The 14,661-nt window shown below is 49.8% G+C and carries 14 protein-coding genes; 1 reads left to right on the top strand and 13 read right to left on the bottom strand.

What is annotated here, in order from left to right; all coding sequences use genetic code 11:
* Window positions 1-4: 4 nt before the first annotated feature.
* From JCM10914_RS04590 to JCM10914_RS04545, 11 genes are all read right to left on the bottom strand, one after another.
* Window positions 5-691 (bottom strand): copper homeostasis protein CutC, encoded by a 687-nt coding sequence (locus JCM10914_RS04590; protein ID WP_023957953.1) that lies wholly within the window; start codon window positions 689-691, stop codon window positions 5-7.
* Window positions 692-705: 14 nt separating this feature from the next.
* Window positions 706-981 carry a cytosol aminopeptidase PepA gene (locus JCM10914_RS31245; RefSeq protein WP_023957951.1) on the bottom strand — a complete coding sequence of 92 codons (276 nt, stop codon included), beginning with the start codon at window positions 979-981 and terminating at the stop codon, window positions 706-708.
* Between the two features lie 49 nt (window positions 982-1,030).
* Window positions 1,031-2,176 carry a M17 family metallopeptidase gene (locus JCM10914_RS04585; RefSeq protein WP_023957949.1) on the bottom strand — a complete coding sequence of 382 codons (1,146 nt, stop codon included), beginning with the start codon at window positions 2,174-2,176 and terminating at the stop codon, window positions 1,031-1,033.
* Between the two features lie 30 nt (window positions 2,177-2,206).
* Complete coding sequence (locus tag JCM10914_RS04580) at window positions 2,207-3,199, bottom strand: ABC transporter ATP-binding protein (protein WP_023957948.1); 993 nt, start codon at window positions 3,197-3,199, stop codon at window positions 2,207-2,209.
* Window positions 3,196-4,200, bottom strand: a complete 1,005-nt coding sequence (locus JCM10914_RS04575; RefSeq protein WP_023957946.1) for an ABC transporter ATP-binding protein — start codon at window positions 4,198-4,200, stop codon at window positions 3,196-3,198. Before JCM10914_RS04575 ends, JCM10914_RS04580 begins: the two co-directional genes overlap by 4 nt.
* A 15-nt stretch (window positions 4,201-4,215) precedes the next feature.
* Window positions 4,216-5,127 carry an ABC transporter permease gene (locus JCM10914_RS04570; protein ID WP_023957944.1) on the bottom strand — a complete coding sequence of 304 codons (912 nt, stop codon included), beginning with the start codon at window positions 5,125-5,127 and terminating at the stop codon, window positions 4,216-4,218.
* A 12-nt stretch (window positions 5,128-5,139) separates the two neighbouring features.
* Window positions 5,140-6,066, bottom strand: a complete 927-nt coding sequence (locus JCM10914_RS04565) for an ABC transporter permease subunit (RefSeq protein ID WP_023957942.1) — start codon at window positions 6,064-6,066, stop codon at window positions 5,140-5,142.
* Window positions 6,067-6,175: 109 nt separating this feature from the next.
* Complete coding sequence (locus tag JCM10914_RS04560; RefSeq protein WP_023957940.1) at window positions 6,176-7,765, bottom strand: glutathione ABC transporter substrate-binding protein; 1,590 nt, start codon at window positions 7,763-7,765, stop codon at window positions 6,176-6,178.
* Between the two features lie 94 nt (window positions 7,766-7,859).
* Window positions 7,860-8,864 (bottom strand): asparaginase, encoded by a 1,005-nt coding sequence (locus JCM10914_RS04555; RefSeq protein ID WP_023957938.1) that lies wholly within the window; start codon window positions 8,862-8,864, stop codon window positions 7,860-7,862.
* Window positions 8,865-8,887: 23 nt separating this feature from the next.
* A complete protein-coding gene (locus JCM10914_RS04550) occupies window positions 8,888-10,048 on the bottom strand; it encodes an ROK family transcriptional regulator (protein WP_023957936.1) in 1,161 nt (386 codons plus the stop codon).
* Window positions 10,049-10,550: 502 nt separating this feature from the next.
* Window positions 10,551-10,787 (bottom strand): 4Fe-4S binding protein, encoded by a 237-nt coding sequence (locus tag JCM10914_RS04545; protein ID WP_023957934.1) that lies wholly within the window; start codon window positions 10,785-10,787, stop codon window positions 10,551-10,553.
* 252 nt (window positions 10,788-11,039) lie between these two features.
* Between JCM10914_RS04545 and JCM10914_RS04540 the strand changes: the two genes are divergently transcribed.
* Window positions 11,040-11,672, top strand: a complete 633-nt coding sequence (locus tag JCM10914_RS04540) for a metalloregulator ArsR/SmtB family transcription factor (RefSeq protein ID WP_023957932.1) — start codon at window positions 11,040-11,042, stop codon at window positions 11,670-11,672.
* 176 nt (window positions 11,673-11,848) lie between these two features.
* On the opposite strand, the gene JCM10914_RS04535 is transcribed toward JCM10914_RS04540, so the two are convergent.
* Window positions 11,849-12,742, bottom strand: a complete 894-nt coding sequence (locus tag JCM10914_RS04535) for a PQQ-dependent sugar dehydrogenase (protein ID WP_231638517.1) — start codon at window positions 12,740-12,742, stop codon at window positions 11,849-11,851.
* A gap of 250 nt (window positions 12,743-12,992) precedes the next feature.
* Window positions 12,993-14,495: a UDP-N-acetylmuramoyl-L-alanyl-D-glutamate--2,6-diaminopimelate ligase gene (locus JCM10914_RS04530; RefSeq protein WP_023957929.1), complete on the bottom strand. Its 1,503-nt coding sequence runs from the start codon at window positions 14,493-14,495 to the stop codon at window positions 12,993-12,995.
* Between the last annotated feature and the right edge of the window lie 166 nt (window positions 14,496-14,661).

Below are 14,661 nucleotides of genomic sequence, written 5' to 3'. Positions count from 1 at the left end.
ACTTCTAATGATGTATACTGTCTGCCAACGAACGGAGCTCAATCGGATCAATCGGCTTTAATCCAGAACGCCCATATCGCACGGCAGAACCGAAATGCACTTCGGCCACTCCGGTCTGTTGGATGAACTCCTGAATGATCTCCCACTTCAGACCGTTGCCCGCCAAAATCTGAATCCCGCTATTGCGCGACTGCTCAACAAGCTGACGAATGTGCGGCATCGCTTGCGGTGCTGGTTGCGGTCCCCCTGACGTCAATATGCGGGTGACGGCAGGATACTTCTGCAGCACAGCCAGTCCCTCGAACTGATCCTCCAGTTCATCGAACGCACGGTGGAAGGTAACCTGCATCTCCCCCGTCCATTGGAGAACCTCCTGCAGCGCAGCTTCATCGATCTTCCCGTCAGCGGTCAGCATGCCCAGCACGACACCGGCGGCCCCTGTCTGACGTATTGCTTTCACTTCGGCAATCATCGTAGCTATGTCGTGCTTATTATATTGAAAGGAGCGGCTATGTGGCCGAACCATCACATGCACGGGAATCGAAACGGTCTTCACGACTTCCTCCACCAGACCGATCCCGGGGGTAAGTCCCCCCTCCGTAATCGCCGTGATCAGTTCCAGCCGATCAGCTCCGTTCTGCTCGGCAATGATAGCGTCATCAACGCAAGTTGCAATGATTTCAAGCAGCATCCATCCATCACTCCTTATTCTGAAGCGAGTTCAATTTGAAACTGCTTCTCAACATAATCTGCCAGCAATCTGGCACCATATCCAGTAGCACCCGCAGCCGCATGCGGATAATCGCGTTTATATTGAACCGTGCCTGCCATATCGATATGGACCCAGCTCATCGTGTCTGCAACGAAATGACGGATGAAGAGAGCTGCGGTTATCGCTCCGGCCATCGTGGAATTGCTCACGTTGCGTAAATCGGCATAGTCACTACGCAGCTCTGCCACGTATTCTTCAACAAGCGGCATTGGCCATAACCGTTCCCCATTACGCTCTCCGATGCTACCAGGTCACGCGTCATTCCCTCATCGCCCCATATTCCAGCGAGCTCAAGGCCCAGGCTGAGCCTACATTGCCTGTTAAAGTCGCGATATCGATTACTCTATTCACGTCAAGCGTGGCGGCATGCAGCAAAGCATCAGCGATAACAAGTCTGCCTTCGCCATCCGTATTCGCAACCTGAACACTGATTCCGTTCGGATAGTGAACAACCGAGGAAGGGAGTATAGCGTCTGGTCCCGATAAGTTATCCGCCACCGCGATCAGAGCCGTGACTCGCACCGCCGCTTGCTGCTGTACGAGAATTTCCATCGCTCCGACAACAGCCGCGGCCCCGCCCATATCCATGCGAGCATCGCTGATATCTCGGCCGATCTTGACGTTCATGCCACCCATATCAAAGGTTATTCCTTTACCGATCAAGGCGATATGCGGAACCTCGCCACGCTCCGTTGAAACTCCGTCATAGGAGATCTCAATCAGGGCAGGAGCATACTTACTGCCTGCGCCTACAGCAATTAATCCGTTCATCTGACGATCAATCAGCTCTTGACCTCGATATACATGCAGCTTAACCGGAGCATCCTTGAACCGCTTCTCCACCACTTCAACGAAGGCTTCCGGATTCAACGTTTGCGGTGATTCGTTCACCAGATCGCGGGTCCAAGCGGTACCCTTCACACGAATGCTGGCATGAGCAATCACCGTTTCTATTTCAGCAACGGTCATACCGCCCCAATCATCCGAACGAAGCTGCAGCGATACCGTATGCGTTGTGGCAGTGGATACCCGATGCTTGTTGAATTGATACAATCCATACAGAAAGCCCTCGATCCAAGCCTGAAGTTCCTCCTGCATTGAGATCGAAGTACTCGAACCGGCTTTGCCGGAAGATCGCACCAGAGCAGCTTGAGCTTTATTCTCTTTCAACAAGGCTCTCGCTACAGATGCGCCTGTTCTGCGAACCTGCTCCGCAGTTAGCTTCGTGGACTCCCCCATACCAGCAGCGAGATAATCAGGTTCATCATTCGTTCTGCCATACAACCAAGTTAAAACTTGAGCCTTCTTCCTGGATTCGGTTAGTCGAAACGATAAGGCTTCACCTTCGTATACGGCGTAAACGATCGAATCTGGTGTCTGGCTGTTGTCGATGGATATCTGCACCTCTACTCCTCCTCACTCACGTTGCATTCTTTAAACACGCTTCATGATTTCTTCGTCATACAAATGGCAAGCTACCTGGTGTCCTGGCTCCACTTCCCGGAATTCTGGCGCCATTTGCTTGCATACTTCCATAGCAGCAGGACAGCGTGTATGGAATCGGCAACCACTCGGCGGATTCACGGGGCTTGGCAGGTCGCCCTTAAGAATGATTCGCTCCTTCTTCTGCTTCGGATCAGGTACCGGAACCGAAGATAACAACGCTTGGGTATATGGGTGCAGGGGACGATCATACAACGTATCTTTATCCGCCGTTTCCACCAAAGTTCCCAGATACATGACACCGATCCGGTCACTGATATGTTCCACTACGCTAAGATCGTGCGAGATGAACAGATACGTCAGACCATACTCTTCCTGAAGATCTTGAAGCAAATTCAGCACCTGGGACTGGATCGAGACATCGAGCGCCGAGACAGGCTCGTCCGCTACAATCAAACTTGGGCGAACGGACAGCGCTCTTGCGATACCGATCCGTTGACGCTGCCCGCCACTGAACTCATGGGCGAATCTCTCCGCATGATAACTGTTAAGGCCCACCGTCTCCAGCAATTCGCAAGCGAGCTTGTCCCGCTCCTTCGTACTGAGTTTCGTATGGATCAGAAGCGGCTCAGCAACAAGCTCCTTCACTTTCATTCTCGGATTCAGCGAGGCATACGGATCCTGAAACACCATCTGCATGTCCTTGCGCAGCGGGCGCATCTGATTCTCGCTGTAGCCGCTGATATCCGTTCCGTTGAACAGAACCTCTCCGCCATTAGGAGCAAGCAGTCTGGTGACCAAGCGACCCGTGGTCGATTTGCCGCAGCCACTCTCGCCAACCAGACTGAAGGTTTCCCCTTTACGAATGGCGAAAGAGATACCGTCTACAGCACGAAGCTGCTTCGAATTGCCGAAGAATCCTTTTTTGATCAAGAATGATTTCTGCAAGTTGTTAACTTCTAACAATGGCGTTTCTTGCTTCATGCGCTCTCTCCCCCTTCCTGAGGTCCTTCTTGGGTCAACCAGCAGCGGCTCTTCCGCGCCTCGTCGTGCTGAGTGGGAAGCAAGTCAGGCTCCTGACTCAGACATTTCTCCATAACAAACGGACAACGTGGTGCAAATTTGCATCCTTGCGGCATGTTGCGCAGATCCGGCACATTTCCTGGGATGGACTCCAAACGGTGCACCTTCTGTCTTAGCTTCGGCACCGAATTGATCAGCCCTTTGGTATACGGATGCTGCGGATTCTCGAACAATTCATCAACCGTCGCTTCTTCGACCACACGGCCTGCATACATGACAACGACGCGGTCGCACATTTCAGCAACGACGCCCAGATCATGCGTGATCAGCAGCATGCCCATGTTCTGCTCCGTCTTCAGGCGGTTCATGAGATCCAGAATCTGCGCTTGAATCGTAACGTCGAGTGCCGTTGTCGGTTCATCGGCAATCAGCAGCTTCGGATTGCAAGCCATCGCCATTGCAATCATGACGCGCTGTCTCATCCCGCCGGACAATTGGTGCGGATAATCGTCCACCACTTCATCAGCACGCGGAATGCCGACCAGCTTCAAGGCTTCGATCGCGTGAGCACGTGCTTTTTTGCGACTGTAACCAAGATGAAGTTCGATCGACTCTTCCAGCTGTTTGCCGATGCGCAGCACAGGATTCAATGACGTCATCGGTTCCTGGAATATCATCGCCAGCTCGTTGCCGCGATAGCGCCGCATTTCTTTTTCCGATAATTGGACCAAGTCCTTGCCCTCAAAACTTACGGAACCTCCCGAAATCTTGCCGGGCGTATCTTTAAGCAGTCTCATGATGGACAGGGAGGTCACGCTTTTGCCGCAGCCGGATTCACCGACAAGCCCGAGCACTTCGCCTTTATTTATATGGAAGTCTACGCCCGCTACCGCGAGCACCGATGAACCATCGCGTTTGAACTCGGTTTTAAGACCTTTGACTTCAAGCAATGTTTGCGTCACGCTTCATCCCCCCTTTTAATTTTTCTCCTTCGGATCCAGCGCATCATTCAATCCATCACCGATCAGGTTGAATGCCAATACGGTCAGGAATATGATCAGACCCGGGAAATAAACGATATGTGGTGCGATACTCAAATAGTCGCGTCCCATACTGAGCATGGCTCCCCAATCCGGTTCGGTCGGCTTGGCGCCGAGTCCCAAGAAGCTCAGGGATGCCGCTGCCAGAATAGCGCCGCCGATTCTCATCGACACGTTAACAATGATGCTAGGCACGGTTTCCGGGAAAATATGCTTCCAGATAATGCGGTTATGCTTGGCACCCATGGAACGGGCAGCTTCCACATAGAGCGATTCTTTGGCCGACAACGTAACGCTTCGAATGATCCTTGCGAACGAAGGCGTTCCGAATACCGCGACCGCGATCACAACATTGGACAATCCAGGTCCGAGGATTGCGACGATGCCGATCGCAAGCAGCAGATCCGGGAACGAGAACATTACGTCACTGCCTCGCATGATCAGCCGGTCAATCCAGCCGCCATAATAACCGCTTATAAGTCCAAGGATGGTTCCCGCAAGCGCAGAAATGAATACCGCGCTCAAGCTCACGGCCATCGTCAATCGAGTTCCTTCAATCAGGCGACTGAGGATATCACGACCGTACTCATCCGTCCCGGCCCAATGCGCCAACGAAGGTCCTTCCATCATCGCATCGTAATTCGGTTCATTCGGCGGATAAGGCACGATATGTGGACCGATGACGGCGAGTATAAGTAGAAGCAAAATAAAGAAGCTGGAGACAACCGCTAGTTTTTGCTTCATGAATTTAGCCAAGAACGTCTTGAATTTGCCCTTTACCGGGCCTCTGACTTCCGCTTCCTCCGGTACGGAGGATGGATTGAAAGTTGCTGTGGAATTGTCGCTCATGAGTTCCTCCTCCTATTTCGATGCATACCGGATTTTGGGATTCAGTACACCGTACAGTAAATCGACAATCAGGTTAATCAGAATAAATTCTGCCGCAAACAACAACAGTAAAGCTTGAATGACCGTATAGTCGCGGAACGCAATCGAATCCACCAGGAGACGACCCATACCCGGAATACTGAATACGGTCTCAACCATAACCGAGCCCCCCAGCAAAAATCCGAACTGGAGACCGGCCACGGTCACGACCTGGATCAAGGAGTTGCGCAGCGCATGCCGGCCAACGACAACGAACTCACGCAATCCCTTCGCGCGTCCGGTACGAACATAATCTTCGCGCATCGTTTCGAGCATGGAAGTACGCGAATATCTGGCAAGCATGGACATGATTCCTGCGCCGAGCGTAAAGGACGGCAGAATGTAAGATTGCCAGCTGTCCAGGCCACCTGTTGGGAACCAGCCCAGCGTAACCGAGAATAATTGAATAAGTACAAGTCCGAGCCAGAAGCCTGGCAAGGAAATGCCGGAAATTGCCGCTAACATCCCGATGTAATCCGGCCATTTGCCCCGATTCACCGCTGACACGATCCCGATGATCAGGCCGATAACCAAAGCCCAGCCAAGGCTGGTAAACGTAAGGATAATAGTGGGCAGGAAACGAGGTGCAAGCATATCGGTAACGGCCAAGCCGGTCGTAATGGACACCCCGAGGTCACCCTTCAACAGATCACCCATGTAGTTGAAATATTGCTGCCATAGCGGCAAGTTTAAGCCCAGCTGTTCTCGGATCCCGTTGATCTCCTCAAGGGTGGCTTCCTTACCAGCGACAAGACGTGCCGGATCTCCAGGAATAAGGTGAATGAATAAAAACACGAGTATGGATACAACAAACAACAGCGGGATTACGCCCAACAGCCTTTGCACTGCATATCTTCCCAAAGGATGAGCCTCCTTTCAACACGTCAGCTTTTAAAATAAGATGGGCCGCTTCGAGAAACTTCTAGAGGCGGCCCACCATAAGGTATACGTTCAAGCAAGCTCTCGCTGCCTAATTTAACACTTCTGCTTCTCGTACGTTAATCGAACCATCCGGATAAGCTTTTACGCCTTCAAGATGTGCGCGTTTGCCTGTGATCACCTGGTCTACGCCCAGGAATGCCCACGGCGCATCTGACCAGATTTGCTCTTGGATTTTAGCGTAGATATTTCTTGCTTCTTCATCACTTACTGAAGCATTCGCATCTTTGATCCATTGATCCACGTTGTCGTTCTTGTAGTAAGCGGTGTTGGAACCTGCCGGCGGGAAGAAATCGCTGCTGAACAACCCTTTCGTTGCACCGTCAGCATCACCTGAAGATGGTGACCAGCTTACAAACCACATTTGGATCTTCGCATTCTCCGGTGTTGCAGAGTTAATCTGTTCGGACAGCGTCGCGCCTTCCATGGACTTCACGTCTACCGTGATGCCAACAAGAGCCAACTGCTGTTGAATGAACTGCATGCCTTTCATGGTCTCGGAATCGTTCTCTCCCCACAATTCAGCTTCGAAGCCGTCTGGCAATCCCGCTTCAGCCAACAAGGACTTCGCTTTCTCAATATCGTACTCGTAAGCTGGTTGCTCGGAATAGTGCTGCGTCATGGATGACATCGTTGATGTCAACGGTGTACCAAGGCCGGATTTAACCACTTTAATGAAAGCTTCTTTATCAATCGCATGGTTGATAGCCTGACGCACTTTCAAATCGTCATAAGGTTCCTTCATCGTGTTCAGGGTAACGTAGCGAACGATTGTGGAATCGATCGTGTCGATGATAATGTTGGAATCACCCTCAACTTCGGATACTTGCTCGGTCGGCATCGGATAGATGAAGTCCGCCTCGCCAGTCTTCAGCATCGCGATACGCGAGCCGTTCTCAGGTACTGGTCTGAACGTAATGCTATCTACTTTAGGTACGTTTGCTTGCCAATAGTCTTCATTTTTGACCACGGTCAAACGGTCGCCTTGTACCCACTCTTTAAACTTGTATGGCGCAGTACCGACAGGTGTCTTGGTGACGTCAACGCCATCTTCAAGCGCCTTGGGACTGATCATGAGTGCCATCGCTGTTTTGTTCAGGAATGCGTTATAAGGCTGATTCAGTGTGAAGACCACAGTATTCTCATCGGCTGCTTCCACTTTCTCAACGGTTGTAAAACTTCTACGCATTCTCAGATTGTTCTCTTCGTTCATAATACGATCCATGTTCGCAATAACCGCATCTGCGTTAAAATCCGTTCCATCATGGAACTTCACGTTTTGACGCAGTTGGAACGTGTAAGTCAGTCCGTCTTCACTGATGCTGTGGTTCTCAGCCAGTACCGGAATCAGTTCCATTCTTTCGTTAAAGCCCATCAAACCTTCGTACATCGTGCGAGCACCGGAAATGGAGTGTGTATCGCCGGCATTGTGAGGATCAAGTGTCATAAAGTTAGCATTGATGGCAATCACGATATCCTTGTTATCCTTGGTTACCGGCTTTGTCTCGCCACCCTCGCTTCCTCCTTCATTACCGCCACCGTTGCCGCCGCAAGCTGCCGCAACAACCATGAATGCAAGCATCAGTACGAGCAATGACCAAGATTTACCTTTGAATCTCATTTGTTTACTCCCCCTTTGATGTAATTCATATCTATAGATTCACTCAATGACCCGGGTAAAATTGGTTCCACCCAAGTCTCGAGTTCCTCACGGATTAATCATTCCATGCGTAGACAGCCTTGCGCTCGCCTACAAGCGTACCGCCATCATTCAGAATTTCATTCGGCACGATATCATACAGGCGTTCGATGGTCGACTGGTCGCTGTACCCCAGCTTCTCCAGGATGGAGGCGATAATACACGGCCATACTTGTTCCGAGCCATCGGATACTTTCAGCGATATAGCCAGTCGCTCCTTACGGAGCCCGATGCCATACACTCCCTTGGCACCGCCTTTTGCCGTCAGATTGTGATCCTTCAATAGCGCAGAGCACACGAACTTCGTATCGGCGATGATGTCGGGATACTCATTCATCAGCTTGGCCATTCTTGCCGCAGCATCTGCTGTGTCCTGATCTTCGATCAGATCAGGACATGCCAGCTTCAGGAACGAATAAGCGATGCGGTCCAGCGGCAGCGCGAAGATCGGAAGTCCGCAGCCATCGATCCCTTGCGGTATCGAATCAACCGGCACTTCCGCAAAATACGCCAGCGCTTCAAGTATTTCTTGCTGTACGGGATGTTCTGGCTTATAATAGGTAGTCTCGTCCCAGCCCATCTGTTTGCTGAGTGCGATCAAACCGCTATGTTTACCAGAGCAATTGTGGAAGATTCGGCGCTTCTCTTCCCGGTCGCGATGTCGCTGTGCCTTCGCATCTTCATTCAGCGGGTATGTAGCACAACAGTGGAGTGCCTCCTCTTTGATGCCGGTTTTGCCAAGGATCGACTCCAGGGCGTCGATGTGGAAGCTCTCACCGCGATGCGATGCAGCGAACAAGGCCGTCTCTTCACCGGTTAGACCGTAAATTTCATCAATCCGGCGCTTCATCACCGGAATCGCCTGAAAAGGCTTGGCTGCTGATCTAAGATAGGTCATATGGTGAGGATCACCGGCGGCATATATCACCTTGCCACTCTCATCTACAACGGTGATGGCTCCATAGTGAACGTTCTCCAACACACCTGCGCGATATTCCTCTACCAATGGTACAAACTTCATGTAACGCTCCCCCTGTCGTTCTATTAGTTCAGTTGAAAATATCGATCCTGAGCGATAAGTCCGGAGCCGATGATCACACCGTGTTCATGCAGCTTGGAGCGGACGATCGTAAAGGAATCATGAAGCGGCTCCCAAATATATTTGGAGTAACACAAACTCGTAATCTCTTCGTAAACCTCGGGAAACTTATCCAGTATCTCGCCGCTGAGTATGACGCTATCCGGGTTATACATACTGACGACGTTGTTGATTGTGATCGCCATGTACGCAAGAGCTCGATCAATCAGGTAACTCGCCCAGCGGGTTCCGTTACGTCTCTCTTCAAATAATTCCTCTATTGTACGTACCGGTTTGATCTTGTTGGCTTCCGACAATAATGAAGGAATGTTGATATAGGTCTGAAGACAGCCCGCTTTACCACAATCACACATCATCCCCTCAGGATCGACGGTGGTATGACCGATCTCACCGGCGCTGTTCGTCACCCCTCGGTATATCTCGCCTTGCAAGATCAGAGCAGAACCGACGCCGTTACCGAAACCGAGCAGAACCGTACGATTGGAACCAAAGGCCGACCCCTTTAATTGTTCAGCCAGTGCCTTCACCTTCAATTCGTTATCTACGATGGCATGAAATCCGGTTAGTTCTTTCAATCGCTCGGCAAGACGCACGTTCTTCCAGCCCAACTGTACGGAGAAGTTCACAACGCCGACGGCAACGTCGATGATACCCGGCAGGCCCACCCCAATTCCAACAATCCGTTTGGAGTCTATATCGCAATCCCGAATCAGCCCATTGATCGTCTCAGCGATTCGAAGCAACGTCGCTTCCGCAGCCTCATCGGATGTACGAGGGAAGCTCCCGCTGCACATTACATTCCCTTGAACATCGATAAATCCGATGTTGACTTGATAACGGTCCAGTTCAACGCCGATTGAGATCACGGCGGTGTCAAGCAATTGAATGAGGGAAGACTTTCTTCCTCTGCCCGCCGACGCCTGTTCCTCGGTCTCATGAACATATCCCTCTTCCATCAATTCTGAAACGATCCGACTGACGGTCGTTGGACTCATGCCTGTCTGCTTCGCAATGGAAGCTCTGGAAACAGGCTGTTCATTCTTGATGATCTGGAATACGGTCAACCTGTTCTGTCGCTTCATAAAGTCTTGATCATGCTTTTTCATGAAGACATCCCCTATTTAATTTCATCATTAGATTAATCAGTACGTATTTCCAGCTAAATTCAAACTAATTCCATCAAAAATGCTTGAATTATATCATTTTTCGTATTTTTATTCTCCAGTGATATTAATAATAAATGGTGATTATGAAAAGTGTCAATATATATGACACATTTTCTTATCGCTTTTTTTTGATAATGGAAATGTAAGCATTTCAATTGATTTCTGTTGCAGCCACTATCCGCGCAGCAGACACAAGTGACCTCAAATCACGCACAAGTTGACATGTATGTTACATGAATAAGATGAATAGTAATAACAACGATTCAAACGCTCTATTACAACCTCCAGCACTGAAATAAATGAAATATTACCCAGAAAAAACGCGCAGCAATATGGGGAAAATAAGCAAAATAAAACCACCCGCGAAAATGGATGGAGGTTAGATCCTCTCATCATCCTCTTGGATGGTTTATATGTACGTATGACTTCATCGGTGCGAATCTTACTTATTCTTATAGAATTCTACGGCTTTATCAAAGTAATGCTTCTGATCTTCTGGCAAGTCTTCATAATAAAACACGGCGGCTACCGGACAAGCGGCTTCACAGGCTCCACACGAAATGCAAATATCCGTATCGATATAGAACTGGTCATCTCCCTGTTCGATACAATCCACGGGGCATACATCTACGCATTCTCCCGCCTTTTCTTCAATACAAGCTGATCCAATGACATACATCTGTTATTCCACCTTTCCGTGTGTTCTTGACTCTTCTTACGGTCATGTTCATCTTGCCGATAGATAAAGATTGCAACTTGATTTATACTTTTTATACTAAAACATATCATAATTATGTGTCGTTCACTGTAGAATGTCAATCAAAGGACGGAATTCATAGGCTCCGAGACGGCTCAATTGGTTGACTTATAGTGAGCAAAGACATAAGATGGGACATATTGCTCCAAAGCGAGAAACAAGGCGGTGATTGACATGGAACAAGAAGTCGCTTACAGCACGCGCGAGTATATTATGCAAATGTTGAAGATACATGGTGAGCTCAGTACCAAGGCCATCACCGAATCTCTCGGCATCACCGGCATGGCTGTGCGCAGACATCTGGAAAGCTTGAAGAACGACGGATACATTACCTATAGAACGGTGAAGCAACCTATGGGAAGGCCCGTCTCCTTATATAGTTTGACTCATCACGCGGAAGATTTCTTTCCCAAAAATTATCATTCCCTCGCTCTCGATCTGTTGCAGGAACTTCAAGGCGAGGCAGGAGATGAAATCGTCTCGCAATTGTTCGATAAACGAAAAGAGACCCTCCGCAAAAAATACATGCCTATCGTTCAGAATGAAGCATTGGAATCACGGGTTGCGGCACTTGCCCAAATCCAGAACGACAACGGCTACATGGTCGACTACCAGAAGGTATCGGAGAATGAGTACGTGCTTGAGGAATTGAACTGCCCGATCTCGCAAGTGGCGAACCGGTATCAGGACGCTTGTCGATGTGAACTTGACCTGTTCGAATCTTTGCTGGGCGCCGACGTCAAACGTACCGAATGCTTGGCCAGCGGCGGTAAAAAATGCGTATACCATATCCGCCAATCCACATAAGGCAATGAGCATACATGCTATTATCGCCACATCTAGCCCCTTCCATACGGGAGGGGCTTTTCTATGTCTACTTCTTCGCCATTCCTATATGCTCTGTTTATATTCTATTCCGAACATAAGATAACATGAACAGGATGTCCACATTGTCCGGTCAAATTTGCTGCAACATGGATGAATTATTCCATCACCAACAACCGATCGTCGGTTTCCCCAGGATTGCCTCTGCCATCCGTATTGTTTGTTATGATATAAACTTTACCGTTATGCACGCGTACATCTCGGAGTCTTCCCTCGTCCTCTAATGCCACGGACAGGGAAGCATCCTCCGTATTGAAGCGGTACAGCTTCTCACCGCGCAAGGTCGCCATATACAGCTGATCCTGCTCATCAAACGATATGCCCGACGGCGCAATCGCCGTTTCGCCGCTATGATAAATCGGCAGTTCCATTCCTTCCTGCTCCTCATCACCTAGTATTTCGGGCCAGCCATAATTGCTGCCTGCGGTAATGAGATTGATCTCATCATGACCTCCAACCGGATTACCGGATGGGCCGTGTTCCGAGCTGTACAATTCTCCATTCGAATTCCAAGCCAGTCCCTGCGAGTTCCGGTGTCCCAAGGTATATATATACGAACCCGGCAACGGATTATCATCCGGCACTTCACCATCCAGCGTCAGTCGCAATATTTTCCCCGCCAGGCTCTCCTGGTTCTGAGAAAGTTCTCCTTCTCCCGCATCACCCGTCGTTACATATAACATTTCATCAGGACCAATCGCTAATCGACCACCGTTATGCACATTCGCTCCCGGAATCTGGTCCAGCAGTATTTCACTCTCCGTCCACGATTCCTGCTCATGCGTCAGCATGACCAATCGATTCAAAATCACTCCGTTGGCTTCATAAGTGTAAAAGCCATAGGCTTGACCCGTTTCCGTGAAATCCGGTGTGAGTAAAAATCCCAGAAAGCCGCCCTCGCCGATTGCGGCAACCGGCTCCGACGTTTGCAAGTCATGCCTGCTCATATTCCCCTCTTGAATTTGTACAATGGCTCCTTCTCGCTCGCTTATATAGATAGTATCGCCGTCAAAATCAATGGCCCACGGCGTGTTTAATTCCTCTGCCAGTACTTCATAGTTTATACCTCTCCGCCACCAGGCTCCTCCTGACGGTTCTCCTGCGACGTGTCTTCTGGTGGCGGCGGGGAGCCTGGACTACTACATGCCGTGACGATCCAAATCAAGCTACTCCGACCCAAACCAATTTCGCGTATTTCATTTCTTTTGTTCACCTCAGCTCTATTATTTATCGTCCTAGATTTCATTCCAGCGTTATCATCCCAACTTCCTCCGACATCTTTAAGGAGCGGTGCACAATCTCCTCATCACTGAATATATCAATCTGTTTGCCGGTTACATACCTCGTTTCGTGCCCTCTCCCCGTAATCATGATTCGGTCGTCATGACCGGCCATCTCCACTGCGCGCTGAATCGCTTCCTTACGGTTGGGCACCACTTCCCAGTTGCAATTTGGGAATGAAGACAAGCCACCGAGCATCTCGCTAATAATCTGCTCTGGATCCTCTGAGAACGGATTATCGGTAGTGAATAGGACATGATCCGAATAGGTCGCCGCAATCCCTGCCATAATCGGACGCTTAAGACGATCCCGCTCGCCACGACAACCAATCACGCAGATTATTTTGCCGTTCGTTATTTCCCTGGCTGACTGCAATGTAGCTCTCAGACCGTCGGGATTGTGCGCATAGTCGACAACGACTTGAAAGTTTCTGCCAGTATCTATCTCCTGAAATCGACCGCGCACCCCACTGAATTGTGCCAGACTGGCTTTCACTTCCGACCAAGTTACTCCCTCAAGCAGACAAGTCGTCATGGCTGCAAGCGCATTATACACATTATGAGTCCCGTGTACCTTCATCTTGATCGGGCTTTCTCCCCACGGCGACTTTACGGTGAACTGACAGCCTCCTGACGTATGGCGAATATTCTGCGCACGCACATCAGCTTCCTGCACGATGCCATAAGTTACAACCTGCGCGGAAGTGCGTTTGGCATAATAAATCGAAGCCGCATCATCGGCATTCAACACCGCCTTCTTCAACATGTCCTGCGGACCGTTGCCCAGTTGACTGAACAGTAGCTCTTTCGTGTTGCGGTAAGCGTCCATATCATGATGAAAGTCCAGATGATCGTGCGACAGATTCGTAAAGACGACCGTCTGAAAATTACACCCCCGTACTCGGCCCATATCCAGTCCGTGTGAAGACACCTCCAATACAGCATATTGTCCGTTATGCGATACCATCGTGTCAAAATAACGCTGCAACTGCACGATGTCGGGTGTGGTGTTCGCCGTTGTCTCCATGTACTCGCCGATCTTCATATACAACGTGCCGATGACACCCGTCTTCTGCTGCGCATCATTGAGTATCTGCTCGATCATGTGCGTTGTGGTCGTTTTGCCATTGGTCCCTGTCACGCCGATCAGCCGAAGATGCTCTGATGGATTCGCATAAAAAGCGTTTGCCAGAATCGGCAGGACTCTTCTTGTATCCGGAACGACAACCTGCGTTACGCCCTCCGGCAACGAAGAGAGCTTATGCTGAGTCACAAGGGCTACTGCGCCATTCTGTACAGCATGATTGACATACTCATGCCCGTCCACATGGAACCCGGGTACGCAGACGAATAGTCCCCCAGGCAGGATATTTCTTGAATCCGTATCCATGTTCGTGATCTCTACCGTATCATCGCCGGCAATGGTCTTCAAAATCAGCGGCTCCGTCAACGTTTTCAGAATCATGCAAGGCCCCTCTTCTCTCATTTCATGATGTGTATGACCATACGAACCCTCTCTACTGTCGCTATAGAATTAGAATTTACGACTATGTATACTTTTAACCAGCATTTCTTATTAACCTAACCCAGCCTTTAGCTATCTGAAACAGCCAGATGATGACTAGGAGCCG

This window comes from Paenibacillus sp. JCM 10914 (assembly GCF_001315105.1).
Lineage (GTDB): Bacteria > Bacillota > Bacilli > Paenibacillales > Paenibacillaceae > Paenibacillus_AQ.
This window is presented reverse-complemented; position numbering and strand designations above follow the sequence as displayed.

Coding starts and splice junctions, on each gene's coding strand:
- JCM10914_RS04555 (WP_023957938.1), bottom strand. CDS start 8,864: ATGAAGTTTGTACCATTGGTAGAGGAATATCGCGCAGGTGTGTTGGAG.
- JCM10914_RS04530 (WP_023957929.1), bottom strand. CDS start 14,495: ATGATTCTGAAAACGTTGACGGAGCCGCTGATTTTGAAGACCATTGCC.
- JCM10914_RS04550 (WP_023957936.1), bottom strand. CDS start 10,048: ATGAAAAAGCATGATCAAGACTTTATGAAGCGACAGAACAGGTTGACC.
- JCM10914_RS31245 (WP_023957951.1), bottom strand. CDS start 981: ATGCCGCTTGTTGAAGAATACGTGGCAGAGCTGCGTAGTGACTATGCC.
- JCM10914_RS04540 (WP_023957932.1), top strand. CDS start 11,040: ATGGAACAAGAAGTCGCTTACAGCACGCGCGAGTATATTATGCAAATG.
- JCM10914_RS04560 (WP_023957940.1), bottom strand. CDS start 7,765: ATGAGATTCAAAGGTAAATCTTGGTCATTGCTCGTACTGATGCTTGCA.
- JCM10914_RS04580 (WP_023957948.1), bottom strand. CDS start 3,199: ATGAAGCAAGAAACGCCATTGTTAGAAGTTAACAACTTGCAGAAATCA.
- JCM10914_RS04570 (WP_023957944.1), bottom strand. CDS start 5,127: ATGAGCGACAATTCCACAGCAACTTTCAATCCATCCTCCGTACCGGAG.
- JCM10914_RS04545 (WP_023957934.1), bottom strand. CDS start 10,787: ATGTATGTCATTGGATCAGCTTGTATTGAAGAAAAGGCGGGAGAATGC.
- JCM10914_RS04590 (WP_023957953.1), bottom strand. CDS start 691: ATGCTGCTTGAAATCATTGCAACTTGCGTTGATGACGCTATCATTGCC.